Origin of the sequence: Streptomyces marispadix, from assembly GCF_022524345.1 — a bacterium.
Lineage (GTDB): Bacteria > Actinomycetota > Actinomycetes > Streptomycetales > Streptomycetaceae > Streptomyces > Streptomyces marispadix.
Map to the genome: position 1 here is coordinate 5,415,713 of NZ_JAKWJU010000002.1, position 24,926 is coordinate 5,440,638.

Genomic DNA, 24,926 nt, shown 5'->3' on the forward strand with positions numbered 1-24,926 from the left:
AAACGTCTCCGAACCTCGCCCGCGAAGGTGCGCTCGCGGACGAGCGGCGCCCCCTCCAGGTCGTCCCTCCGTACGCCTCCGTACGCCCCGTAAGCCCGCGACCGCCCGGTGAGCGGCGACGGCGGGTAGCGGCCCTTACCCGGTGCAGGGACGTGGGCAGGCGCAGCGCGAAGATGCGGGGGCAGGGGGTCCGGGATATATGTGAGGAATGACCGCGCAGAACGGAACTTTCCGTCCGGGCGAACTCGTCCCGGGCAGCGGCGTCTACGAGTGCGACTGCGACAAGGGGCACAGCTTCAGCACGGACTTCAAGGGCTATCCGTTTCCGCCGCTGCCCGAGGACTGTCCCGGCACCTCATGGAAGTTCAAGTCCGCGACGAAGCGGCCCGGCGGCGATACGCAGGCAGGGTGAAAGCCGCAGAACCAACGGTGCCGTTCGCCGTCATCGCCGCTACAAGGAGCGGGGCGCACGCCTCAACTGCCGTACATAGAGGGTCATTTCGGCGTTCGCAAGAGCCTCCGTCCTTACGGGTGAACCCACGGGCGCACGGGATTGCCGCCGGTCAGCGCGGCTAGAACCTCAGCACGGTGTCCGGGCAGAAAGGAACTCCCCGTGCGACGAGCGGTGTTGGCGACCACGGCGGTGATGATGGCCGCGACCCTCACCGGAGGGTGGGCGGCGCAGCGCGCCGATATCCGGCCGGAGGGCGGCGGGAAGACGGGGAAGGCGGGCCGGACGCAGAAGGCGGGGGAGACGGCCGCCGAGGCGCGGGGAGCCGAGCTGGCAGCACGGCGGGCCGCAGAGAAGGGCATCGACTGGAAGGACTGCGGCAACGACTCGCCGCTCCAGTGCGGGATCGTCACCGTTCCCGTCGACTACGCCGAGCCCGACGGGCGGACCATCGGCATCGCGGTCGACCGCTACCCCAGCGGGGGCACGAAGGAGCAGCGTCAGGGCTCGCTGCTGCTCAACCCCGGCGGTCCCGGCGCACCCGGAGGCGACGTGCCGCTGAGCACGGCCCGCAAGCCCGTGTGGAAGAAGGTCACCGCCGCCTACGACCTGATCGGCTTCGATCCGCGCGGCGTCGGCTTCTCCGCGCCCGTCTCCTGCGTCGACCCGCAGCAGCACGCCAAGGCACCCAGGCCCGACCCGGTCCCGCACAGCGAGGCCGACAAGCAGCAGGCACACGAACGTGCCCGGAATTACGCGCAAGGCTGCAAGGACCGCACGGGAGACCTGCTGCGGCATATCGACACCCCGGACACCGCCCGCGACATGGACGTGATCCGCGCGGCGCTGGGCGAGAAGAAGCTCAACTACCTCGGCTACTCCTACGGCACATACCTGGGCGCCGTCTACGGCACGCTCTTCCCCGGGCACGTGCGACGCATGGTCCTCGACTCCGTCGTGAACCCGTCCAACGTCTGGTACGAGAACCACCGTGCTCAAGTGCCCGCCTTCGAGCGGCGGTTCGGCGAGTGGAAGGAGTGGGTCGCCCGGCACGACGGCACGTTCCACCTCGGCGGTACCGCGGACGAGGTGGGGGAGCGCCTGGAGAAGCTGATGGCACAGGCCAGGCGGGAGCCGATCGGCGGCAAGGCCGGACCGTATGAGTTGACCCAGATGTTCATGATGACCATGTACTCCGACGGCAACTGGGTTCCGGACACCACCGCCTGGAGCGAGTACGAAGCAGGGCGGCCCGACGGGCTCGTCGAGAAAGCCACGGGCGGGCCCATGTCGGAGAACTTCACGGCCGCCTACACCGCCGTCGACTGCAACGACGCCCCCTGGCCGAGGGACCCGGAACGATGGGACCGGGACGCCGAGCGGCAGCACGAACGTCACCCGTTCCTCGCGTGGTTCAGCCAGCGGATGAACCTGCCGTGTGCGAGCTGGCCCGAGCCGTCCCGTACGCCCGTGGACGTACGCACCCGTGAGGGGCTGCCACCGGTGCTGATCGTGCAGAACGAGGGGGACGCGGCCACCCCCGTCGAGGGTGCCGCCGAACTTCACCGCCGCTTCAGGGACTCCGGGATGATCACGGTGCGCGGTGAGGGCCAGCACATCGCCTCCGACACTCCCAATCCCTGCGTCAACAGCCGCGTCGACGGCTACCTGCTCCGCGGCGACCTCGCCGACCGCGATGTGAGCTGCGCGGCGCCTCCCCAGCCGGAGCCGCCCGGCGCGCACCGGCCCGCCGCGGCAGGGCGGTGACCGGGACGCGGCAGCTCGGCGACGGCCGCGGAGGCCGGGAGCGCCACCCGATGTATCAGGCGCCCCCGGCCCCGCGTCTCAAGTGCCCCTGCGCGGCGGCCGGTTCGGGGCGGTCACTTCCGTCCGTTCAGTGCCGGCGGTGCCGCCTCGTCGGAGGTGCCCCACGACGACGGTGAACTGCCGACCCTGAACGACAGATCCCGAATGTTCCGCAGGGCATCGGTCGTCAGATACGTCTTCTCCAGCGGGCGCCCGTCCGTGCGGGCCGACTGGATATAGCGGTTCGTCTCCGACGTGCCGGGCGCCCGCACCGTGAACCGGCCGCCCGGGTAGTAGCGCCGGTCGAGGTCGAGGTCCACGCGGTCGAATACGGGGGTCGAAAGTCCCCAGGTGTCGGTGCCGGGCTGTATCGGGAAGATCCCGATCGAGGAGAGCACGTTCCAGGCGGACATGGTGCCGAGGTCGTCGTTCCCGGTCATGCCCGTCGGGGTGTCGGTGAAGAGCGTCAGCGCCGCGTGCACCACGTCCGTGGTCTTCCACGGCTGACCTGTCGACAGATACGTGTAGGGCGCGATGAGGTCAGGCTCGTTCTGCGGGTTGTACTTGTCCGCGTTGTAGTAGTCGTACGGCCCGTTGACCCAGACCTCACGGGCGGTCTTCTCCGGGTCCTTCAGCAGCCGTTCGTAGGCGAAGAAGGAGTCGAGACGCCCGTTGGCCGCCGCTTCGCCGCCGATCAGGCCGACCATTCCGGGCAGGTCCTGCGGCACCAGCCACTGGTACTGCCAGGACGTCCCCTCGTGGAAGCCCTCGCTCTTGGCGGGGTCGGACGGTCCCGTGAAGTCGCCGTCGCCGTCGCGGGCCCGGAAGAAGCCCGTCGACTCGTCGAAGACGTTCCGGTAGTTCTGGGCGCGCCGGGCGTAGCGGCGAGCGTCCTCGCTGTGCCCGAGGCCGGCGGCCATCTCGCCGAGCATCGCGTCCGACAGCGCGTACTCCAAGGTGGCGGAGGCGCCGTGGTCGTAGTCGGAGTCGCCGGGCTTGGAGTGCGGGCGGCCCTTGAGGTACGGGGCGAAACCATCGGCGATATAGGGCCTGTTGGCCTCGCGGCCGACCGCCGGGGAGTCGGCGGGCGGCACCCCGTCGGCGTTCTTCTTCAGCACGCGGTACGCCCGTTCCTCGTACCCCTTGAGGAGGCCCTGCTGATAGGCGTTGGTGAGGAACGGCGTGACGGGGTCGCCGGTCATGATGTTCGTCTCGACGGTGCCGTAGCCCCACTTGGGCAGCCAGCCGCCGTCCTCGTCGACGTGCAGCGCGGAGACGGCCATGTCCCGTGCCTCGCGCGGGGCGAGCAGCGACAGAAGCTGGCTCTGGGTGCGGTAGGTGTCCCAGAGCGAGAAGTTCTGGTAGTAGGTGAAGCCCTTCGCGCGGTGGGTCTTCTGGTCCCAGCCGGTGTAGCGGCCGTCGGCGTCGCTGCCGATGTTGGGGGCGAGGAAGGACCGGTACAGGGACGAGTAGAAGGTGCGCCGCAGGGCGTCGCTGCCGCCCCGCACCCTCACGTCGTCCAGCCGCTTCTCCCAGTCCGTACGAGCAGCGTCGGCGACCTGACGGAACGAACGTCCGCCCTCCGCACGCAGGTTGAGCGCCGCGCCCTCGGCGTCCACGTAGGACAGCGCGGTGGTGGCCTCGACGGTGCGGTCCTCGCCGGTGTCGAAACGCACCCAGGCGCCGTTGCGTCCGCTCTCGGCGGAGGAGTCCTTGGAGCCCTCGGTGACCTTGTCGCCCTTCCAGGTGCCGGAGGTGGTGAAGGGCCGGTCGAAGCGGGTGACGGTGTGGACCGTGTACGGCTCGGTGTCCTGGCAGAAGCCGCTGCCGGTGATCGCGGTGCGTACCGTCCTGTCGTCGATGATCTCGACCTTGGTGGAGACCGTCTTGTGCAGCGACTGGCCCGCGTTCAGCAGGACGTTGGCCTTCTCGGTGGCGGGGAAGGTGTAGCGCTGTACGCCGGTGCGCCGAGTGGCGCTCAGTTCGGCGCGGATGCCGCCGTCGAGCCCGGCACGGTAGTAGCCGGGGCTCGCGGTCTCGTCGTCGTGGCTGAAGCGGGCCGCGTACTCGGCGTTGTCGGTCTCGGTGACGTCGCCGGTGGTCGGCAGCACCGGAAGGTCACCGCCGAGTCCGCAGCCGACGCCGGAGAGATGCACGGAGGAGAAGCCGCGGATGTGGTTGTGGGAGTGGTCGTAGCCGGTGTTGTGGCCGGTGTCGGGGGAGAGTTGCACCATGCCGAACGGCACGGCCGCACCCGGATACGTGTTGCCTTCGTTCTCGGTGCCGATGAAGGGGTTGACGAGGTCGGTGAGGCGGCCGTTCTGCCCGCGCTCCGCGCCGGTGTGCTGTGCGCCCGTGTGCGGGGCGGCGGCGGTGAGCGTTGCCGCCAGCAGCGTGGCGGCCGTCAGCGCCACGGCGGTTCGCGGACGCGGGCGCCTCTTCCGTCTCAGTACGGGATTCCATCTCATGGTGGGACCTCCGGTCGGTGGGCGTGAGTTGCCCGGGGCGTGCGGTGGGCGGGCACTGGCACTGGCGCGAGCAGTAACGGGCTCGGACGAGGGCGGGCGGGGTCGGCATCCGGGAGGCGGGCAGTGACGGTCCGACAACTGAGAGCCCGTCGGCACACGGTCACCGCTCAGGGCGCGCACTGCTCAGACAACGTTGTCAACGTCAACAACCCAGCATTCTTGGGGCGATTCAAGTCGCCGTCAAGGGGATGCGCCCGTGCCGTCGCGCCGGCCGTGCCCCTTCCCACGGGTCGTCTACTCGCCGTACGCATCGCCGACAGGGCGGCGTCCGCGCGGACTTCGGCCCCGGCCCGCGGAGGTGCCGGACCGGGGCCGAAGCAGCAGAGCCGTTACTCGCGTTCGCAGGTGAGGGTGCCGTCGGCGACGCCCTTGATCAGGGCGGCGTGTGCCTTGGACAGCCGGTCCGCGTCGGCCTTGCCGACCTTGCGGTCATACGTCAGCAGGCCGTTCAACTCCCCTTCCAGGTCGGTGATCTGGGTGTAGACGGCGCCGCTGCTGCCCTCGCAGGCGGCGAACCGCTCGATGTCCTTGAGCTTCGCCAGGTACTCGTCGGTGAACTTCTCCTTCTTCACACCGACATAGGTGTGCCGCACGGGCCACGCGTGTCCGGGCACGGCCAGCCCGAGGCCGCCGTACTCGCCGCTGACCAGGGCCCGTTCGCCGTCGGCCGCCGGCAGTTGGGCCCCCGGATAGCCGTGCGCGTCGGAGATGTCGCCGTTGCCGCCGTCGACGGCGCCGCAGCAGTTGTGGCCGCTCATGTTGTTCACCAGCCGCGTCGGGTCGAGCTCCTTGGCGTAGTCGGCGATACGGGCCTGGTCGTACTGCCCCCAGCCTTCGTTGAAGGTGACCCACATGATCACCGACGGATGGCTGTCGTGCTGGGCGATCATGCGCTTCAGCTCGTGCTCGAACTGTGTGCGTGCCGCCTCGTCCGGCGTCCTGTCCGAACGCATCGAGGGCATGTCCTGCCACACCAGCAGGCCGAGCCGGTCGGCGTGGTAGAACCAGCGGTCCGGTTCGACCTTGATGTGCTTGCGCACCGAGTTGAAGCCCAGCTTCTTGTGGGCCTGTAGGTCGAAGGCGAGCGCCTCGTCGGTGGGTGCTGTGTGGAGGCCGTCGGGCCAGAAGCCCTGGTCGAGCGTGGCCATGGAGAAGACGGGCTTGCCGTTGAGCACCATGTGCCGCTTGCCGTCCACGGTCTTCACGCCGATCTCGCGCATCCCGAAGTAGCTCTCGACGGTGTCGGCCGAACCGCCTTCTCCCACCGTCACCTTGAGCGTGTAGAGGTGCGGGTCGTCCGGCGACCAGAGCTTCGGGTCGGGAACGGGGACGTCGAAGGGCTCGTCGCCGCTGCCGGTGGCCCTTCCGGTCTCGCGCCCGGCCTCACGGGCTGCGGCGCGCTCGCCGCCGTCGCCGGGCGGGGAGTCGTATACGACTGCGGTGACGGGCACGCCCTCGGGCACGCCGCGCGCCGTGACGGTGACCTGCTCGCCGTCGATGTCGGGGGTCGTATGGACGTCGGTGGTGTGCTGCTCCGCGACGGGCTCCATCCACACGGTCTGCCAGATGCCGGACGACGGGGTGTACCAGATGCCCTCGGGGTCCAGTCGCTGCTTGCCCACGGGCGGGTTCTCCCCGTCCGGCGAGTCCGTCGGGTCGTAGACGCCCACGACGAGTTCCTGTTCGCCGCCGGGCCGCAGGGCGTCGGTGACGTCCACCGTGAAGCGGTCGTAGCCGCCCTTGTGGCCGCCGACCTTCTCCCCGTTGACGTAGACCTCGGCTTGCCAGTCGACGGCGTCGAAGTTGAGGTGCAGCCGCTTGCCGGAGCCGACGTCCCAGTCGGCGGGGACGTCGAACGACCGCTTGTACCACATGCGTTCCTCGTGCCGTTCGACGCCGGAGAGGCGGGACTCGACGGGGTAGGGCACGAGGATCTTCTCGTCGAGGCGGCGCTCCTTGCCCACCGGCGGCTGCTCGCCCTTCTCGGCTCCGGCGAACTGCCAAGTGCCGTTGAGGTTACGCCACTTGTCCCGCTTGAGCTGGGGCCGGGGGTATTCGGGCAGGGCGTTGTCCGGTCCTGCGTCGTCGGTCCACTCGGTGGAGAGCTGGTACGTAGAGCCGTTCTCTCCCGCGGTCCAGAAGCCGCCGACCTCACCGCCGTCGGAGTCCGCGAGTCCGCCGTCGCCGTCGTAGCGCACTTCGGCCGTACCGCCCTGGCCGACGACCGGCTCGTCGAGGGAGATCAGCAGCCGGTGGTCGTCGCGGGGGTCCAACCGGGCGCTGCCCAGCGGCCATTCGGCGCCGCCGATCACGGCGCTGAGATGGTCCGGGAATCCGGCGGGCGGCTCGGTGAGCCGCTGTGCGAAGGCCATCTCCAGAGTGCGGCCGGATTCGCCGACCCGTACGACGGCAGGTCCGTCGTAGTCGAGGTCGCCGGGAGGGGTGTAGGCGGACTGCGGGATCGCGGTCTTCTCGCCTCCGGGCGGCGTCCAGCTCACATGGAGGCTGGAGCCGCCGTCCTCCTCGAAGTACTCGACCTTCACGGAGTGCTCGGTGCCCTCCGTGAGCTGCACCGGCTCGGAGGTCTGCTCCTTGTCCCAGTCGGCGACCCAGTGGTCGATGACCAGCTCGTCGTCGATCCACATGCGGAAGCCGTTGTCGCCGGTGATATGGAAGGTGTGCGCGCCGGTCCTGGTGGGTGTGAGCGTCCCGGTCCAGCGGACGCTGGCGTGGTCCGCCTGTCCTGAGCGCTCCTTCAGGCGGGGTTCGAGGTCGGCGAAGTCGAGTGACGGGTCGAAGGCGGTGGCCTGGAGGGTGTCGAAGTCGTGGGCGCCGGGGGCCGATTGGGTCCAGTACTCGCCCTTGAGGCCATGCACCTCGGGGGCGCTGCCGCCCGCGGACGAGGCGGACGGCGCGGCGGCGGCAGGGGACGCGGGCCCCAGCGAGGCCGCCAGCAGGACGAGGAGGGAGAAGAGGGCGGCAGTGGCTTACCAGTTGTGTGCGCGTCTCACGGGACCTCCGGATGAGGTGTGCAGGAGATGAATGCGGCACTGCCCTTGTTCCGATCCGTCTTGTATAACGTTGGAAGCAAGGGTTGTTGGCATGACAGCACGCCCGCTGTTTCCTGTCCAGGTGCGTGGTGGCGGTGGACGCGACGGCCCCTGAGGATGAGGAGCGCAGAGTGAGGGTGAGTCTCAAGGACGTCGCTGAGCACGCCGGGGTCTCGGTCAAGACCGTCTCCAACGTGGTGAACAAGTATCCGCACGTCACTCCCGCCATGCGGGAGAAGGTCCAGCGCGCCATCGACGATCTCGGCTACCGGCCGAACCTCACCGCCCGGCACCTGCGCAAGGGCCGTACGGGGATCATCGCGCTGGCCGTGCCCGAGCTGGGCAATCCGTACTTCGCGGAGCTGGCGGGCGACGTGATCGACGCGGCCGCGGCACACGACTACACGGTGCTGCTGGACCACACCCAGGGGCGCCGCGAGCGTGAACTGCTCGTCACACAGGGCTTCCAGGCCCGCGTCATCGACGGACTGATCCTCAACCCGCTGGAGCTGGAGGCGGAGGACCTGGCGGCGGGCACCGGCAGCGGTCCGCTGGTGCTGATAGGGGAGCGGAGCTACGACCTCCCCTACGACCACATCGCCATCGACAACATCGCCGCGGCGCGCACAGCCGTACGGCATCTGCTGGAGCTGGGCAGGCGCCGCATCGCCTTCCTCGGCGCCAGGGGCGACCGTCCGAGTCAGCCCTCCCATCTGCGACTCCTCGGCTGGCAGGCCGAGTTGGCGGCCCGCGGCGTCACGGCCGACGAGGCGCTCGTGGCGCCGGTCGAGGGCTGGGACCGGGCCGACGGTGCGGCGGCGATGGCCGCCCTGCTGGACGCGGGGCAGCGTCCCGACGCGGTGTTCGCCTACAACGACCTGATCGCGATAGGGGCGATGAGGGTGATGTCGGAGCGAGGGCTGCGGGTGCCGGAGGACGTAGCGGTCGTAGGGTTCGACGATCTCACCGAGGGCCGGTACGGAGCCGTGACGTTGACGACGGTGGCACCGGACAAGAAGGCGATAGCGCGGCTGGCGGTGGAGTCGATCGTCGGGCGCCTCGCCGGGAAGAACGACGAGGCGAGCAGGGGCGGCGACGGCAGCGGGGACGGCGACGGCATCGGGCGCCGCGAGGGTGGCCACAGCCGTGAACTCCGGCCTGGATTCGCCCTGATGGAGCGGGAGAGCACGCTCGGGAGGGCGGCTCGCGGCTGAGTCCTGTTTGCGCGGAGTGCGGCCCCACGGCGGCTTCGCGCGGTCCGGGCCCCGTCCAACTCGATGCCGGTCCAGGGCCGCACGCGGGGTTGCGGCTGCATACCAGTTCTCGCGCGCACTGTTTACAGCAATCTTCCAACGATATAAAAACCAATCGTCACGCCGTCTGCACAAGACACCGTGGGGGTTCCCATGAAGCAGGTCGCAAGGCGCTTCACTGTCGCCGCAATACTCACCGCTCTCGCCCTCTCCACCGGCTGCGCCAAGTCCGAGGACGATGCCGACAAGGCCAAGCCGGGCGCCGGCGGCGAGGGCGGCGGGCAGGTCGCCGCCGAGCCCACGAAGGGCGCCAAGACCTGCACCGTCGACCAGTACGGCGGCAAGAAGCTGGACCTCTCGAAGGCCACCGTCGGCTTCTCCCAGTCCGAGAAGGAGGCCAACCCCTTCCGGATAGCCGAGACCGCCTCCATCAAGGCGGAGGCGAAGAAGCGCAAGATCAAGCTGCTGACGGCGAACGCGCAGTCGCAGTTCTCCAAGCAGATCAGCGATGTGCAGGACCTCATCTCCAAGGGCGCCGACCTTCTCGTCGTGGCGCCGCTCAACTCCGACGGCTGGGAGCCGGTGCTCAAGCAGGCCGCCGCGAAGAAGGTCCCGATCGTCACCATCGACCGGAAGATCAACGCCAAGGCGTGCAAGGACTACGTCAGCTTCATCGGCTCCGACTTCGTCCAGCAGGGCCGCCGCGCCGCCGACCAGATGATCAAGGCCACCGGCGGCAAGGGCGAGGTCGCCATCCTCCTCGGCACCCCCGGCAACAACGTCACCACCGAACGCACCGAGGGCTTCCGCGACCGCATCAAGGAGAAGGCGCCGAAGCTCAAGGTCGTCTTCAAGCAGACCGGCGAGTTCGCCCGTGAGAAGGGCCAGCAGGTCACCGAGCAGCTCATCCAGTCCAAGCCGGACATCGACGGGATCTACGCCGAGAACGACGAGATGGGCCTGGGCGCGGTCAACGCCCTCAAGAGCGCGGGCAAGAAGGCCGGCGACGTGAAGATCGTGACCGTCGACGGCACCCGCAACGCCGTTCAGGGCATCACCGACAAGTGGATCCACGGCGTGATCGAGTCCAACCCGCGCTTCGGTCCTCTCGCGTTCTCCACGCTCGACGACTTCACCCGCGGCAAGGAGGTCGGTCAGACCATCGTCATCAAGGACAGTGCCTACACAGCGGCGAACGCCGAGCAGGACCTGAGCAAGGCGTACTGATGACGCGGTACGCCCTCTCCACGCGCGGACTCACCAAGCGCTTCCCCGGTGTACTCGCCCTGGACCGCGTCGACTTCGGCGTCAGTCCCGGCGAGGTGCACGCGCTGATCGGGGAGAACGGCGCCGGCAAGTCCACGCTCATCAAGGTGCTCACCGGCGTCTACGCCCCGGACGAGGGCGAGGTGCTGCACGACGGGAGGCCCGTCTCGTTCGCGACGCCGCTCGCGGCCCAGCAGGCGGGCATCTCCACCATCTACCAGGAGGTCAATCTCGTCCCGCTGATGAGCGTGGCCCGCAACCTCTTCCTGGGGCGCGAGCCGCGCAAACGGTTCGGGCTGATCGACTTCGCCCGCATGCACGGGGAGAGCGAGCGGATACTGCGCGACTACGGCGTGCGCACGGACGTCCGCCGCCCTCTGGGCGAACTCGGCGTCGGCGCACAGCAGATGGTGGCCCTGGCGCGGGCGGTCTCCGTCGACGCCAGGGTCGTCGTCATGGACGAGCCGACGTCGTCGCTGGAGCCGCGCGAGGTGGAGACCCTCTTCGGCGTCATCCGGAGGCTGCGGGACGAAGGCGTCGCCGTGGTCTACGTCAGCCACCGGCTCGACGAGTTGTACGCCGTGTGCGACGCGGTGACCGTGCTGCGCGACGGACGCACCGTGCACAGCGGTCCGCTGGCGGGCCTGGAGAGGCTGAAGCTGGTGTCGCTGATGCTGGGACGGGAGATCGGGGAGGTGCGGGCGGAGGGCACCACCAAGTTCGGCGGCGACCACGAGGCGGCCTCGGCCGAGCCGGTGCTGCGCGCCGAAGGCGTCAGCGTCCCGCACCAGCTACACGGCGTCTCGTTCGCGGTGCGCCCGGGTGAAGTGATGGGCCTGGGCGGGCTGTTGGGCTCGGGCCGCACGGAGACCGTCAAGGCCGTCGCCGGTGCGCTGACGCCCAGCGCAGGCCGGATCACGGTGGCGGGCATGCCAGTGCGCAAGGGCTCTCCGGGCGCCGCGATCCGGGCGGGCATATCCCTGCTGCCCGAGGACCGCAAGAGCGAGGGCATCGTGCCGGGGCTGTCGGTGCGCGAGAACATCGCGCTGGCCGTGCTGCCCCGGCTCTCCCGTGCCGGTCTGGTGTCGGAGGCGCGGATCGACGCGCTGGTCGGCAAGTTCATGGACCGGCTGCGGATCAAGGCGTCCTCGCCGCATCAGAAGGCGGGCGAACTCTCCGGCGGCAACCAGCAGAAGGTCCTGCTGGCCCGCTGGCTGGCCGCCGAGCCGCGCGTGCTGCTGCTGGACGAGCCCACCCGCGGCATCGACGTCGGCGCCAAGGCCGAAGTGCAGCGCCTCGTGGACGAGTTGGCGGAGGACGGCTTGGGCGTGCTGCTGATCTCCTCCGACCTGGAGGAGCTGATCGAGGGCTCCGACCGGGTCGTGGTGCTGCGGGACGGGGCGGTGGTCGGCGAGCTGACCGGCGACGACGTCACCGAGGACCGGCTGATGGAGGCGATCGCCGCGGCAGGCGACGGCGATCCCCCGGACGGTGACTCCCTCGACGGCGACTCCCCTGACGGGACACCGGAGGAACGCGGCGGGGCCGGTACGGAGGACGGCACTGACGACGGCGTTGACGACCGCGCGAAGGGCGCTGCGAAGGACGCCACGGAAGAGGCCGCGAGTGCCGCGGGCGACGGGCACGCGAGCGACGGTCCCGCGGGCGACGGCAAGGAAGACGGCACGGAGGACCGTAAGGGCGGCTCAGGACCCCGTTCCCCGCGGGAGGAGGCACCCCATGGCTGAAGTCGCGCTCCGCCGCGGCTCGCTGGACCGGCCCGCCCTCTACGCCTGGCTTCAGGCGTACGGCGTTTATGTGGGCGTCGCGGCGCTGCTGCTGTTCAACATCGTCTTCACCGATCACTTCCTCTCGACGGAGAACTTCCGTACGCAGGCCGTGCAGGTCGCGCCCATCCTGATCGTGGCGCTGGGCATGGCACTGGCCATCGGCTCGGAGGGGATCGACCTCTCGGTCGGCTCGGTGATGGCGCTGTCCACGTCGCTGGTGGCGCTCTATCTGGGCTACGGGCCGTGGATTGCGCTGCTGGCGGCCGTGCTCGGCGGTGTCGCCGTCGGCATGGTCAACGGCTCGCTCATCGCGCTCGTCGGCGTGCAGCCCATCGTGGCGACGCTGGCGCTGATGGTCGGCGGCCGGGGCCTGGCGCTGGTGCTGGTGCCGCAGTTGGAGGACGTACGAGATCCGGGGATGCGGGCGTTGGGTTCGGAGGACCTGCTGGGTGTGCCCTATCCGGTGGTGATCGCGCTGGTCCTGGTGCTGCTCGTCGCGTTCACCGTGCGGCGCACGACCTTCGGCAGACAGCTTCTGGCGATCGGGGACAGCCGTCCCGCCGCCCGGCTGGCCGGACTCCCCGTACGACGGGTGCTGTTGTGCGTCTACGTGGCGTCCGGGGTGCTGGCGGCCGTAGCGGGCTTCCTCGCGACGGCCCGGCTACAGGCCAGCGATCCGACCTCGCTGGGCACCCTGATGGAGCTTTCGGCGATCACCGCCGTCGTGGTGGGCGGCACCCCGCTCAGCGGCGGCCGGGTACGCATCGGCGGCACGGTCGCCGGAGCCGTGCTCATCCAGCTCCTGACGGCGACGCTCATCAAGCACGACCTGCCGCCCTCCTGGACGCAGATCGCACAGGCCGTCGTGATCGTGCTCGCGGTGTACGCGGCACGTGAGAGGGGGAAGCGATGAGCGCCGCGAACACACGTCAGCAGGGCGCAGGCCGGCCCGGCACCGGCTCGCACGGCGACGGGGCGCCCGGCAAGGGCGTACTCGGCAAGGGCACGCCGGGCGGCGGCCCGCACGGACCGGGCGGGGAAGGTGTTCCGCCCGCGAAGCACCTCTCCTCGGACCACACCGTCCCGGGCGGCCCGAGCGCACGTGCCGAGCGCCTCAGCGCCTTCGCCCAACAGCACGGTGCGCTCGTCGCGTTGGCGCTGACCCTGCTGATCGCCTCGCTGTCCTTCGAGTCCTTCGCGCATCCCGGCAATCTGGAGAACATCGCAGTCTCGTCGGCGTTCCTGGCGATCGTCGCGCTGGGCATGACGTTCGTGATCGTCTCGGGCGGCATCGACCTGTCGGTCGGCTCGGTCTTCGCGCTGGGCGGTGTGCTCGCCGCATGGGGCTCGCGGCACGGCCCGTTGGTGGCGCTGCTGCTGGCGCTGGGGGTGTGCGGCGCGATCGGGCTGGTCAACGGCCTGCTGATCGCCAGGGCCAGGCTGGCGCCGTTCATCGTCACGCTCGCCGCGATGCTGGGCGCACGCGGCTTGCTGCTCAACATCACCGACGAGGGCAACGACACCTTCCTGGTCGCCAAGGACTCGCTCTTCGCCGACCTGGGACGCGGGAAGCTGCTGGGAATCGGCGTACCGGTGTGGATCATGCTGGCGCTCTTCCTGCTCGGCGGCCTGCTGCTGCGCCGCACCCGATTCGGGCAGAACGTCTACGCGGTGGGCGGCAACGAGGACGCCGCTTCTCTCATGGGCACCTCGGTGAGCCGTACGAAGGTGTCGGTGTATGTGATCTCCGGGCTGCTGGCGGGACTTGCCGGTGCGCTCAACGCCGCCTATCTGGCCTCAGGAGTGACCATTCTCGGCCAGGGCATGGAGCTGGAGGCGATCTCGGCGGTCGTCATCGGCGGCACGCTGCTGACCGGCGGTCTGGGCTTCGTCAGCGGATCGCTCGTCGGCGTACTGCTGTTGAAGGTCATCCAGAACGTCATCAACCAGATCGGCTCGCTCGACTCGGCCTATCAGCAGGTGGTCAGCGGAGCCTTCCTCGTCGTGGTCGTGGTCGTACAGACCTGGCTGGGACGCAGACGTAAGGCCCGGCTGACGTCATCGGGCTGAGCGCCCTCCGACTCCGGCCGGTCCTGACCCCGGCCGGGTACGGCTCCGGCTGCCCGTGCTCCGGCCGGAGCCGTACGAACACGCACGCCCCGCGCTGCACGGGCTCTGCTGGACCCGGGTGCGCGGGGCGTGCGGAGGAAACCCTCGCGGCCGGGACGGCCGCCGGCGGCTGCGGACTGCCGCCTGCGGCCGTCAGGGAATCGGCTCGACGGAGGGTCCTTCCTGTGCGAGCAGGTCGCGTGCGAACTGCTCCCACTGTGCGTACCGGTCGGGGAAGGCCGACCGCTGCACGGCCTGGCAGACCTCGCCGGGAGGCATGCCCTCCCAGCCGTCGATCTGGATGAGGCCCGGGTTGGAGCCGAACGGCGCCACTCCGTAGAAGGACTTGGAGGACGTGGGGACGTCGGTGATCTGCTCCGGCGTGCCCCAGCCCGTGCTGGGCCGCTGCTGGAAGATGCCCAGGGAGTCGTGGTCGACGGGCGTCGTGTAGTTGACGAACTTCGACTCCTGCATGGCCGTCATCAGCGCGATGACCTGGCCCTGTTCGGGGATGTTCGCGCCCTTGCCGACGCCGATCACCGTACGGGCGTTGGCGAGTTCGGCGGGCCCGAGGTCGGCGGGGGAGGCGAAGACCTTGCGCATCTCGCTGTCGGGTGCCTGCTGAAGGGCCTTGGCGGTCGCCTTGTTGACCTTGCCCGTCTCACTGAGGCCGTGCTTGGCCTGGAACCACTTCAGACCGTGGCCGGCGTCCGCGGCCGATGTCCCGGCGGCCGGCGCGGAGGGTGCGCCGTGGGCGACGGCCGGTATGGCGAGCATGGTGCCCGCGGCTACGAGTGCTGCGGCTGTGACTGCTGCTCGTTTTCTCTGCATGGCGTGACATTGACGTGTACACGTAAAAGCTGTCAAGTCGGGAGAAGCCCGGTATTCGAGACTCGTGACATATGTACTGAACTGCGTGCTATGTCATGCCTTTTGCGGTCTGGCAGGCCGCCGGGGGAGGAGGGCAGCCCCGCCCGGTCGCTTCTCGATGAGCCGGTCGAGTCGGCCGGGTTGGGGCCGGGGCTGCCTGCTTCGACCACCGGAGACGTCCCGGCAGAACCCGGCGCCTGCCGGGGAGTCGCGGTTGGCCGGTCCGGGTGCACACGAGGCATACGCGGAAGCGGCCCTTGCCGTATGACAAGGGCCGGTGTGATCCATGCCACTCTCGGGGCGCGCGGTCCAACTGCCCCTGCGCGCGGCCGAGTTCGACCGGCCCCCGGGGTCAGGTCCCCAGGTCCCCAAGTCCCCAAGTCTCTGAGTCCCTGAGTCCCCAAAGTTTCGAGCCCCGAGGCCCCCGTCATGGCCTGCCTCCCGTCCGCTTCACGGGGCAGCGGAAAGGGCGGGCCAGCGGTCGTCGTGGACCGCGGGCCCGCCCCTGATGTACGGCTCAGCCCTTGAGCGCCGCCGCGATGGAGTCGGCGATCGGGGTCGTCGGGCGGCCGATCAGCCGGGCCAGGTCGCCGCTGGTGCCCGCCAGTTCGCCGTCGGCGATGGAGGTGTCCACGTCGGCGAGGATCGCGGCCAGACCCTCGGGAAGCCCGGCGCCGGTGAGAATCCCGGCGTAGGTCTCGGCGGTGACCGGGTTGTAGGCGATCTCCTTGCCGGTCTGCCTGCTCAGCTCCGCCGCGTACTCGCCGAAGCTCCACGCGGTGTCGCCGCTCAGCTCGAAGGCCGAGTTCTCGTGGCCTTCCCCGGTCAGCACCGCTACGGCCGCGGCCGCGTAGTCGGCACGAGCGGCGGAGGCGACGCGGCCCTCTCCGGCGGCCTGTACGACGGCGCCGTGCTCCAGCACCGGGGCCAACTGCTCGGTGTAGTTCTCGTTGTACCAGCCGTTCCGCAGCAGGACGTACGGCAGACCGGAGTCCAGCAGTACCTTCTCCGTGCCGTGGTGGGCGTCCGCCAGTGCGGCGGTCAGCTTCCCGGGTGCGCTGGTGTACGCGAGCAGCGAGACTCCGGCGTCCCTTGCCGACTCGATGACGGCGGTGTGCTGGGCGGCGCGGTCCTTGTCGACCTCGCTGCCGGAGATCAGCAGCACCCTGTCGCCCTCTGCGAAGAGGCCGTCGAGGGTGCCGGGCGTGCCGTAGTCGGCGACGTGCAGCCCCACGCCCTTCGCGGCCAGCGGTGCCGCCTTCTCGCGGTCGCGGACCACGGCGACTATCTGCCCCGCCGGAACCTTCTCCAGCAGGCCGTCGACGACGAGACGGCCGAGATTCCCGGTGGCTCCGGTGACGACTGTGCGCATCTTCCAACTCTCCTCTGTGGGTGGGCTCGAACTCACCCTAGGAGCTGTACGGGTAGATACATCAGTACCCACCTTGAAGTAAGGTACTGCCATGTCCGTAAGTACAGGTGTCGGCAGCCCCGGCACCGACAGCAGTGGCGTGGCAGCCGGCACGCCGTCCGACAAGTACGTCGTCGGGAACGAGGGCATGTGCCCCTACCGCCTCGTGCTCGAACACGTCACCAGCCGCTGGGGCGTCCTCGTGCTGATCCGGCTGCTGGAGCGCCCGTACCGCTTCAACGAACTGCGCCGCGCCATCGGGCGCGTCAGCGAGAAGATGCTCACCCAGACCCTCCAGACCTTGGAGCGCGACGGGTTGGTGCACCGCGACGCGAAGCCGGTGATCCCGCCGCGCGTCGACTACTCCCTCACCGAACTGGGCCGCGAGGCGGCTCGGCAGGTGCGTGCGCTGGCCGAGTGGACCGAGGAGCGGATGGACGCCGTGCAGGAGTCGCGGAAGAAGTACGACACCGCCAAGGGGCGTTGAGGCAGGACCGCCACACGTCCGCGGCCGGCGGGCGCTGAACTACGGGACGGGGCAGGCGCGTCGGTTCAGGACCACGGCAGGGCCGCCCTGTGCCGCCAGTACGCGGTGGCGGGCTCGGCCAGGCCGGAGAGCCGTTCGGCGTCGCCGTCGCCGAGGTCGACTGCCGACGCCGCGACGTTCCCTTCGAGTTGGGCGGTCGTGGCGGCGCCGGAGAGCACGAGGCCCACCCAGGGCCTGCGCAGCACGGCGGCCAGCGCAAGCGCGTCGGCGGAGGTGCCGGTGTCCCGTGCGAGGCGGCCCAGCGGCGAGTCGTCCGTGGCCTCGTGCACGAGACGGCCGTTGGCCAGTGCCTCCTTGACGATGACGGTCCGTCCCGCGTCGTGCGCCTCGGCGAGCGCGGGCCCCGCCGAGGGCTCCAGCACGTTGTAGGTGGCCTGGACGGTGGAGAAGAGCGGCACTCCCGCCACCTCGACCGCCAGCGCGGCACGGATCGCGGCCGGCTGCTCGGGGCCGGAGGTGGACACTCCGACGGCGACGCCCTCGGCGGCCAGTGCGGCGAGGGCGTCCTGGAGCGCGCGGTCGGTGAGCACGGGGCTCTGAGGCGTCACGGAGTGGACCTGATACAGGTCCAGGCGGTCACCCAACAGGCGGCGCGTCTCGGGCAGTTGGCGTTCGAACGTGGAGAGGCTGTGGTCCTTGACCTCGTGCACGGCGGCGTCGGCCTGCCAGCCCGCCGTATAGGTGTAGCCCCACTTGCTGCCGACCACGACGTCGTCGCGCCCGGGGCGGTCACGCAGCCAGGCGGCGAGGAACTCCTCCGCTCTCCCGTAGGAGCGTGCGACGTCGAAGTACCGCACTCCGCGGGCGTATGCCGCGTCGAGCACCGCATGGGCGCGGCTCTCCATCGCCTCGACGGTCCGCTCGGCGGGCAGGTCCGACTCCCGGCCGAGGTTGATGTAGGCGGGCCGCCCCAGCGCGGCCAGTCCGAGGCCGATACGGGCCGCCGCGGTGGCGGGGAGTCGTCGGAACGGCACGGTCGAGACCTCCGGTGAGCCAGTACTCCACTACGCGGCGTCACCGTACAGCGTCCCGTGCGCGGACGGCGCGGTCGTCAACTCGCGTACCGCCCCGGCCTTATTACTCACCTGGATGTCAATCTCGCCGACCGCGTTCGAAACGGGTCCGAGAAAGCCGGGCGGACGAAACGCCACCACTCGCCACCAACCTCCTCGGCCGCACGATCCGGCCGGTCACAGGGCTGCTCTGGCTATGGCGTTCGAGGCGTGATTGCGCTGGACTTGTGCTCGACCGCCCATGACATCGACACACAGCCCGGTGTCGAACCCGCGCCCCGAGCGCCATGTCGCGACCCCGTCATCCTGCGACCGGCGACGGAGACGCGGTGAACCGCCGGGAGTTGATCGGGGGAAGAGGATGAATTGCAGAGATCTGAGAGACCCTGAACTTCTCCGTCTCGTACGGGAAGGAGGTGATGCTTCCTTTCACGCGCTTCACGAGCTGGAGCAGAGGCACTTCCACGCGGTGCGCGCCTTCGCAGCCACCTGCGCCGCACACCCCACGGCGGCCGAGCAGTTGGCGTACCAGGCGTGGGAGGAGGCGCTACGGGAGCGGGTGGACGGCAGCGCCACCGGGGCCGTACGCCCCTGCGTCCTCTCCTCGGTGCTGCGCGCGGCCTCCGGCTGGACGCGCGGACACCAGCGCACGGAGCTGGACCCGCAGCTGACCGCGTGGATCGACGCCAACGGCCCGGTGATGCTGGGCAACACCGCGACGGCCTACTACCGGCGCCCCTCGTTCGTGGCGCTCGCCTTCGCCGGACTTCCCCACCACAGCCAGGCAGTTCTGTGGCACCAGGCCGTCGAGCGTGACGACGCCGCGTTCACCGGACGGCTGATCGGCTCGGGCCCCGGCGACGTCTACGTGCTCTCCGGCCGTGCGCAGGAGGACCTCTACAACTCCTACGCCAGGCTGCTGCGGGACGGCATGCATCAGGAGTGCCGCCGCTTCCATGTGCTGGTGCTCGCCTACGCGGACGCCGGGTCCCTCGACATAGCGTCGCAGCTCGCTCCGCATCTGGACCGCTGCCCGCGCTGCTCACAGGCCGTCGCCGACCTCTCCCGGGTACGGCGCGACTGCGGTGCGCTGGTGGCGCAGGCGCTGCTGCCCTGGGCCGGTGCCGAGTACGCCGCCCGCGAGATCGACGAGAGCGCACGGCCCGGCCTCATGCCAGACGAGGCAGCACCGGGCTTCACGTTCGCCTACGACCCGCCCGGACTGCCCGCTCCTCCCATGCCGGTCCCCGCCCTGCCGCCTCACGAGACTGCGCCCGTCCCCCTCCCGGGCGCATTCGCAGCGGCGAGCCCCCCGGTCACCGGCACGGCAGCGGGCAAGGGCCGCCATGCGGCGGCCGGTGCCGCGGGCGGCGCGAGCATGAAGGGCAGACGGCGCACCGATCTGGCCGTACGTGGTGCGGCGGTCGCCGGCGTCTGTGCCGTGGCCGCCGCTTTCGCGTTCGGTGTGGACTTCGGTTCGGACAAGGAGCCGCAGAGCAAGGAACAGGCGTCGCCGCAGCCCGCTGAGGCGTCGCCGTCGTCCTCCAAGTCCCCGTCGCCCAAGCCCTCCAGCACGAAGGCCAGGCCGACGGCGTCGAAGAGCGCGGGCAGGACCGAGTCGCCGAAGCCCCGGCCGCCGAAACCCGAACCGACCCGTTCCGAACGGCCGGCCGTCGCCTCCGCGGCGGTGGAGTGGCTCTTCGACGATGTCGACGGGGACGGGCTGACGGCCGACAGCTCGGGCAACAACCAGGTCGGCACCCTCTTCGGTGCCTCTCGCCCGACGCCTACCAAGAGCGGCGGGCTGGAGTTCGACGGCGAGCAGTTCGTGGCGTCGGACGGCGCCCTGGTCGACACCAGCGAGAGCTTCTCCGTGTCGGCGCGGGTCAAGCTGGACCGTACGGACGTCTCGCAGACGGTCGTGAGCCAGGACGGCGACGACGCCAGCGCGTTCATGCTCCGCTACGACGCCGAAGAGACCAGGTGGGAGATGCGGCTGCCGGAGGAGGACACCGGCGTCGCGGAGGGCGACGCGGACGCCGCCGTCTCCGCCTCCGGGGTCGAGGCGGGCGAGTGGACGCATCTGACGGGCATCTACGACGACACGGACGACCAGGTCCGCCTGTACGTCGACGGCCGGCGCGTCCAGACCGTCGGCCGCGAGGACGACTTCGACACCGAGGGCGACTTCGTCGTGGGCCGGGGACTGTCGAACAACCAGTTCTTCCAGGGGCTCGACGGCACCGTCGACGACGTACAGGCATTCGGCAGGGCCCTCACCTCGCCGGAGGTGGACTCCCTGGCGCGGAAGTCGCGTTGACCCCGGCCGGGGAGCCGCCCGCTGTGCGCCCGACGACGGGCGCACGCCGGGGCGGGCGGCGTCCCTCAGCGGCACGGAGGGTCGTAGGGAACGCCCGACAGCCGCTGCTGCCACGCCGATCTGGAGATCGCCTTGCGCCGCACGCCGCAGGCTTCCGCGATGACTCGGCGCCGGTCCGACGGCAGCAGCCGTACCTTCCCGTCGAACACACCGGTGACCAGGGCGCGTCCGTCCGCGGAGTAGCGGAGGGCGGCGACGGCCGTGGTGTAGCCGCTCAACGTGGCGGTGCCGCGCGGACGATGCGCGTCCCGTACGTCCCAGGTGCGCACCGTGCGGTCGTCGCTGCCGGAGGCGAGCCGCCGCCCGTCCGGGCTGAAGGCGACGGCGCCGACGACATCGCTGTGACCGGCCGGGGAGGCGAGCAGCCGCGGCTTCCGCGGATCGCCGACGTCCCACAGCCGTAACGGGCTGCCGCCCCCTCCGCCGGTGGCGAGCACGTCGTCGCGTGGGCTGAACGCTGCGGAGAAGACGCCGAGCCGGTGCGCTCGCAGCCGCGCCACCCGCTTCGGCTTGTCCGGATCGCGGGTGTCCCACAGCCGCAGGTCGCCGTCGTCGCCCCCGGTGGCCAGCAGCCTTCCGCCACCGCCGAACGCGGCGGAACGCACTGCGCCTTCGTGACCCCGCAGCACGGCCTCGCGCCCGGGGCGCCGCGGATCGCGGGTGTCCCACAGCCGCGCCGTACCGTCGTTGCTCGCGCTGACGAGGGTCCGGCCGTCGGGGGAGAACGCCAGGGAGCGGACGGCGCCGGTGTGCCCGCCGCTCTCCGAAAGCAGCCTCGGGTGCCGGGGGTCGGTCACGTCCCACATCCGCACGGTGCGGTCCGCGGTGGCCAGCACGTCGCCTCCGGGACGCATCGCCACCGCGTACACGCCGCCGTCGTGCTCGCCGACCGTGGAGAGCAGCTCGGGGTCGCGGGGGCGGTGTACGTCCCACAGCCGTACGGCGTGATCCGCACCGGCCGTGACGGCGGTGCCCCTGCCGGGACCGGCGGCCACCGCGAGGACCGCACCGCGGTGCCCGTCCCAGGACGGCATGAGCGTGCTCAGCAGCGTGTCGCGGGTGGCGCGCCCAGGCTCCAGCCGATAGGCGGCCAGGGCGACTTGGACGGCGAGGCCCGGCTTCTCACCGACGAGACCGGCCGCCTCGCCCGCGGCGCTCAGCGCGACGGCGCTGTTGCGCTGCCTGGCGGCCTCGTCGCCGACGCGCATCGCGTACACGGTCATGGCGGTGGTGAGCGCCAGCAGAACCGCGAGCGTCGCGACGAGCAGCCGCAGCCGGCGCGAACGTCGCTGCGCCGCCGCGGCCTCGGCTGCCTCCGCGGCCGAGGCCGCATCCAGGAACTCCCGTTCCCTCGCGGTGAGTCCGAGGCCCGAACCCGTCGCGTCACGGCCGAGAGCCAGCCGTGAACCCCGGTAGAGAAGATCGGGGTCGCGGCCCAGCGACTCCCACTCCTCGGCGGCCTCGGTGAGCTGCCGGTGGATCCGCAGCGATCTGCGGCTGCCGGTCAGCCAGCCCCGAAGCCGTGGCCAGACGCGGATGAGAGCCTCGTGGGCGAGCTCGACGCGGTCGCCGTCGAGAGTGATCAGCCGTGCCTCGGCGGCCCGTTCGAGCACGGTCGCGGTGTCCTCGTCCGCGTCCAGCTCGCCGCGGCTGATGCGGCGCCCGGTGTCCTCGGTGCCGTCGCCGAGCGCGGTGAGACGCAGGAAGAGCTGCCGGGCGACTGCCTGCTGCCGTGGATCGAGCGAGGCGTGGAACGCCTCCGCCGTCTGCGTCAGCGAGCCCTCGACCCCTCCGGCCGCGCGGAAGCCCGCGAGGGTGAGCTGATTGCCGCGGCGCCGCCGCCAGGTCTCCAGCAGCACGTGCGACAGCAACGGCAGTACCGCCGCCTGGCCTTGGGCGTGCGCGACCAGATGGCTGAGCAGACGCCCCTCCACGCGGCATCCCACGCGGGCCGCCGGGCGCACGATGGCACGGTGCAGCTCGTCGGCGTTCATGGGGCCGACGGTGAGCTGCGCGTCGCGAAGGGCCTCGACGAGTTCGGGTTCCTCGGCGCAGTGCGCGTAGAAGTCGGCCCGTACGCCCAGTACCACCCGGCACCGGCTCTTCGCGGTGGACGCGGCGAAGACCAGTGCCGAGACGAACCGGCGCCGCTCCTCCGCGGTGCGGCACACCGTGAAGATCTCCTCGAACTGGTCGACGACGAGGACGACTTCGGCGTCCGGCGGGCCCTCGGCGGTGATCCGCCGCACGGTGCGGTGCACATTGCGCGGCTCAGCGCCGAACTCCGCGCAGAGCGTCCCGGGCGTGTAACGGGAGGGACCGGCCAGGAGGATCGCCAGTTCCTCCAGAGGGTGCGGCCCCGGGGTGAACAGCAGCACTGTCCGCGACTGAGACCGCAGACGCGGCAGCAGACCGGCACGCAGCAGCGACGACTTGCCGGCGCCGGAGGCGCCGAAGACGGCCACGATCCGCTGTTTGTCGACGCGCCGGACCAGGTCCTCGACGAGTTCCTCCCGGCCGAAGAACCACTCGGCGTCGTCCGGCTGGAACGCCGACAGCCCGGCGTAGGGGGCGCGTTGACCCCCCGCCGCGCCCTCGCATCCGCTGTCGCCTTCGCCCGCCGATGCACCGCCCGTTGCGTCGCCGCCCTCGGACTCGGCGTTCGCGGCTGCCTCCGCCGCCGCCTCGGCGGCGAGTTCCGCCGCGACGTCGTGCCAGCGGCGCTCCCACTCCCCGGTGTCGCCGCCGCAGCCCTTCACGTACGCCAGCGTCACCTCAAGGGAGGGAAGACGCTTTCCGGCGGCGGCTCCCGACAGCGCGGCGATGGAGAAGTGGGCGCGGTTCGAGAGCGTGCGGTACGGCGGGTTACCCGCCTCCTGGCGCAGCCTGCGCAGGTCCGCTGCGAATCTCAGCAGCGCACCGTCTCCCGGCGCGAGCGGCCGTTCTCTCCGTGGCATTTCTCCCCCTGGCCCGTGAACGGTTCGTATGGGCGCGGCCCCCGGCCGTGGCCGCGGTACGGCGCGGGCCGTCTCCCCCGGAAACCGGCCCCCTGACATGGGACGCCGCCCGCGGCCCCTCGTTTCGGAAGGCACGCGAGGACCGCGAGTTGTAGCGCCGCACGGACACGATCGTCGACGAAGCGTTGCCTGATAGGTGTCCGACTGGCCGGTCGGTTCGCCAAGTCGCCGGATTTGCACCGTCGTTGTTCGGTTCATGTTGTTACGGGCGCCGGTTGTGAAAGTGAACAACGCGGCTCTGGTACGGCTGATGACGAAGGCCCGTCTTGCCGCCCGGCGTCTTGCCGCCCGGCCGAAGGCGGGCGCTCGGGAGATACGGGGGAGAGATGAACGGATCGGTGCTGAAGCTGGGACCGCTCGACGAGCTCAGGGTGTCGGTGGGGAGCCAGCCGCTGGCGACCGTCGTGTCACTGCTGGCGGACGCCCTGGGGACGGTGGCCCAGGGCGTGCCCGAACCGTGGAGGGCGGCGGCACGGCGTGCGTGCCCTCCGGCGGCGGCGAGGGCGCTGCGTCCCGCGTGCGAGAGCGGCAGGCTGTGGCTTCCGGACAGCCTCTCGCCGCAGCCGCTCGACACGGACGAAGTCCCCGTGCAGCTCGAGCGGATCGCGGCACTCGCTCCCGCCCGGCTCGCGGCGGACCTGATGCGGCGGTTCCCGTCCCGGATGCCCGCCGTATGGCAGCGGGTGCTCGACCGGCCCGGTCCGTTCGTACGCGGGTACGTGGAGGCGGCAGGGCGCATCTGGGCGTCGTTCACGCCGATGTGGCGGCGGACCCGGCATCTGCTGGAGGTGGAGGCCGAACGCGTCGGCATCGCCTCCGTCACCGGAACCCTGGAGGCGGTCCTCACCCGTCTGGGGCCGCGGATCGGCTACACCGCCGAGGGGCTGCTCCTGCCGGGCGGCCACCGCCCCCTCGCGGGCGGAAGGCCCGAACAGCGGCTGCTGATGGTGCCGTTGCTCTCCGGGGCCGACGCCTGCGCAGTCGGCATGGAAGGGGGTGGACCTGCCTGGATCGGCTATCCCGTGCCCGGACTACGGGAGTTGACGACGCTGGGGAAGCCCGCCGACGGGCGCGGGGCGGCCCCGCTGGAGACGGTTCTGGGCGCCGTGAGGGCACGAGTGCTGCGGCACGCGCACCACCGTCCCACGATGGGTGAGATCTCGGCGCTGCTGGGCTGCGCGCCCGGCGCGGTGACCCACCACTGCAAGCAGCTTGAGGCCGCCGGTCTCGTGCGGCGCCGACGCCAGGGACAACAGGTGCGTCTGCTGCTGACGCGGCGGGGAGAGAGCCTGCTCGGAGTGCTCGCGTCCTGAGCCCGGCGCGCCGGCAACGGAATCTGCGGCGGCCGCGGCTCGGAGGCCGCGGCCGCCGCGGGCGGGTTCTGGGCGCCTTCTGGCGGGTTGAGCCGGGCTTCTGCCGGGGCCCGCCCGGCTCT

Annotated in this window: 16 protein-coding genes; 10 read left to right on the plus strand and 6 right to left on the minus strand. The window is 70.9% G+C overall.

Annotated features, from left to right (window positions below):
* Positions 1 to 208 precede the first annotated feature (208 nt).
* Both MMA15_RS22630 and MMA15_RS22635 read left to right on the plus strand, forming a co-directional pair.
* Positions 209 to 412 carry a hypothetical protein gene (locus MMA15_RS22630; protein ID WP_241061934.1) on the plus strand — a complete coding sequence of 68 codons (204 nt, stop codon included), beginning with the start codon at positions 209 to 211 and terminating at the stop codon, positions 410 to 412.
* Positions 413 to 646: 234 nt separating this feature from the next.
* Positions 647 to 2,218, plus strand: coding sequence for an alpha/beta hydrolase (locus tag MMA15_RS22635; protein WP_372498367.1), 1,572 nt, complete (start codon positions 647 to 649; stop codon positions 2,216 to 2,218).
* Between the two features lie 113 nt (positions 2,219 to 2,331).
* On the opposite strand, the gene MMA15_RS22640 is transcribed toward MMA15_RS22635, so the two are convergent.
* Together MMA15_RS22640 and MMA15_RS22645 are read right to left on the minus strand one after the other, a co-directional pair.
* Positions 2,332 to 4,725, minus strand: a complete 2,394-nt coding sequence (locus MMA15_RS22640; RefSeq protein ID WP_241061936.1) for a GH92 family glycosyl hydrolase — start codon at positions 4,723 to 4,725, stop codon at positions 2,332 to 2,334.
* A gap of 389 nt (positions 4,726 to 5,114) precedes the next feature.
* A complete protein-coding gene (locus MMA15_RS22645; protein ID WP_372498368.1) occupies positions 5,115 to 7,742 on the minus strand; it encodes a PA14 domain-containing protein in 2,628 nt (875 codons plus the stop codon).
* Positions 7,743 to 7,966: 224 nt separating this feature from the next.
* On the opposite strand from MMA15_RS22645, the gene MMA15_RS22650 reads away from it, so the two are divergent.
* The 5 genes from MMA15_RS22650 to MMA15_RS22670 all read left to right on the plus strand — a co-directional run bounded on the left by MMA15_RS22650 (position 7,967) and on the right by MMA15_RS22670 (position 14,214).
* A complete protein-coding gene (locus MMA15_RS22650; protein WP_241061937.1) occupies positions 7,967 to 9,049 on the plus strand; it encodes a LacI family DNA-binding transcriptional regulator in 1,083 nt (360 codons plus the stop codon).
* Positions 9,050 to 9,241: 192 nt separating this feature from the next.
* Positions 9,242 to 10,315 (plus strand): ABC transporter substrate-binding protein, encoded by a 1,074-nt coding sequence (locus tag MMA15_RS22655; protein WP_241061938.1) that lies wholly within the window; start codon positions 9,242 to 9,244, stop codon positions 10,313 to 10,315.
* Positions 10,315 to 12,102 carry an ATP-binding cassette domain-containing protein gene (locus tag MMA15_RS22660; protein ID WP_241061939.1) on the plus strand — a complete coding sequence of 596 codons (1,788 nt, stop codon included), beginning with the start codon at positions 10,315 to 10,317 and terminating at the stop codon, positions 12,100 to 12,102. Before MMA15_RS22655 ends, MMA15_RS22660 begins: the two co-directional genes overlap by 1 nt.
* Positions 12,095 to 13,057 (plus strand): ABC transporter permease, encoded by a 963-nt coding sequence (locus MMA15_RS22665; protein ID WP_241061940.1) that lies wholly within the window; start codon positions 12,095 to 12,097, stop codon positions 13,055 to 13,057. Before MMA15_RS22660 ends, MMA15_RS22665 begins: the two co-directional genes overlap by 8 nt.
* Entirely contained in the window at positions 13,054 to 14,214 is a 1,161-nt protein-coding gene (locus tag MMA15_RS22670) for an ABC transporter permease (protein ID WP_241061941.1), read from the plus strand. The genes MMA15_RS22665 and MMA15_RS22670 overlap by 4 nt, the downstream gene beginning before the upstream one ends.
* Positions 14,215 to 14,406: 192 nt before the next feature.
* Here MMA15_RS22670 and MMA15_RS22675 read toward each other — a convergent pair whose 3' ends face one another.
* Positions 14,407 to 15,084 carry a peptidoglycan-binding domain-containing protein gene (locus MMA15_RS22675; RefSeq protein ID WP_241061942.1) on the minus strand — a complete coding sequence of 226 codons (678 nt, stop codon included), beginning with the start codon at positions 15,082 to 15,084 and terminating at the stop codon, positions 14,407 to 14,409.
* Positions 15,085 to 15,640: 556 nt separating this feature from the next.
* Entirely contained in the window at positions 15,641 to 16,495 is an 855-nt protein-coding gene (locus MMA15_RS22680; RefSeq protein ID WP_241061943.1) for an SDR family oxidoreductase, read from the minus strand.
* A 187-nt stretch (positions 16,496 to 16,682) separates the two neighbouring features.
* Between MMA15_RS22680 and MMA15_RS22685 the strand changes: the two genes are divergently transcribed.
* On the plus strand, positions 16,683 to 17,021 hold the full coding sequence (locus tag MMA15_RS22685) for a winged helix-turn-helix transcriptional regulator (RefSeq protein WP_241063375.1): 339 nt from the start codon (positions 16,683 to 16,685) through the stop codon (positions 17,019 to 17,021).
* A gap of 65 nt (positions 17,022 to 17,086) precedes the next feature.
* Here the strand turns inward: MMA15_RS22685 and MMA15_RS22690 are convergent, their stop codons facing one another.
* Positions 17,087 to 18,055, minus strand: coding sequence for an aldo/keto reductase (locus tag MMA15_RS22690; protein WP_241061944.1), 969 nt, complete (start codon positions 18,053 to 18,055; stop codon positions 17,087 to 17,089).
* Positions 18,056 to 18,563: 508 nt separating this feature from the next.
* Between MMA15_RS22690 and MMA15_RS28310 the strand changes: the two genes are divergently transcribed.
* A complete protein-coding gene (locus tag MMA15_RS28310) occupies positions 18,564 to 20,414 on the plus strand; it encodes a LamG domain-containing protein (RefSeq protein WP_241061945.1) in 1,851 nt (616 codons plus the stop codon).
* Between the two features lie 65 nt (positions 20,415 to 20,479).
* Here the strand turns inward: MMA15_RS28310 and MMA15_RS22700 are convergent, their stop codons facing one another.
* Complete coding sequence (locus MMA15_RS22700; RefSeq protein ID WP_241061946.1) at positions 20,480 to 23,431, minus strand: nSTAND1 domain-containing NTPase; 2,952 nt, start codon at positions 23,429 to 23,431, stop codon at positions 20,480 to 20,482.
* A gap of 386 nt (positions 23,432 to 23,817) precedes the next feature.
* Between MMA15_RS22700 and MMA15_RS22705 the strand changes: the two genes are divergently transcribed.
* Positions 23,818 to 24,804, plus strand: coding sequence for a helix-turn-helix domain-containing protein (locus MMA15_RS22705; protein WP_241061947.1), 987 nt, complete (start codon positions 23,818 to 23,820; stop codon positions 24,802 to 24,804).
* The last annotated feature ends 122 nt before the right edge of the window (positions 24,805 to 24,926 follow it).

What these genes read in the sequence shown, in the direction of transcription:
- MMA15_RS22630 (WP_241061934.1), top strand. Translation starts at nt 209, where the DNA reads ATGACCGCGCAGAACGGAACTTTCCGTCCGGGCGAACTCGTCCCGGGC.
- MMA15_RS22635 (WP_372498367.1), top strand. Translation starts at nt 647, where the DNA reads ATGATGGCCGCGACCCTCACCGGAGGGTGGGCGGCGCAGCGCGCCGAT.
- MMA15_RS22640 (WP_241061936.1), bottom strand. Translation starts at nt 4,725, where the DNA reads ATGAGATGGAATCCCGTACTGAGACGGAAGAGGCGCCCGCGTCCGCGA.
- MMA15_RS22655 (WP_241061938.1), top strand. Translation starts at nt 9,242, where the DNA reads ATGAAGCAGGTCGCAAGGCGCTTCACTGTCGCCGCAATACTCACCGCT.
- MMA15_RS22660 (WP_241061939.1), top strand. Translation starts at nt 10,315, where the DNA reads ATGACGCGGTACGCCCTCTCCACGCGCGGACTCACCAAGCGCTTCCCC.
- MMA15_RS22665 (WP_241061940.1), top strand. Translation starts at nt 12,095, where the DNA reads ATGGCTGAAGTCGCGCTCCGCCGCGGCTCGCTGGACCGGCCCGCCCTC.
- MMA15_RS22670 (WP_241061941.1), top strand. Translation starts at nt 13,054, where the DNA reads ATGAGCGCCGCGAACACACGTCAGCAGGGCGCAGGCCGGCCCGGCACC.
- MMA15_RS22675 (WP_241061942.1), bottom strand. Translation starts at nt 15,084, where the DNA reads ATGCAGAGAAAACGAGCAGCAGTCACAGCCGCAGCACTCGTAGCCGCG.
- MMA15_RS22680 (WP_241061943.1), bottom strand. Translation starts at nt 16,495, where the DNA reads ATGCGCACAGTCGTCACCGGAGCCACCGGGAATCTCGGCCGTCTCGTC.
- MMA15_RS22685 (WP_241063375.1), top strand. Translation starts at nt 16,683, where the DNA reads ATGTGCCCCTACCGCCTCGTGCTCGAACACGTCACCAGCCGCTGGGGC.
- MMA15_RS22700 (WP_241061946.1), bottom strand. Translation starts at nt 23,431, where the DNA reads ATGCCACGGAGAGAACGGCCGCTCGCGCCGGGAGACGGTGCGCTGCTG.
- MMA15_RS22705 (WP_241061947.1), top strand. Translation starts at nt 23,818, where the DNA reads ATGAACGGATCGGTGCTGAAGCTGGGACCGCTCGACGAGCTCAGGGTG.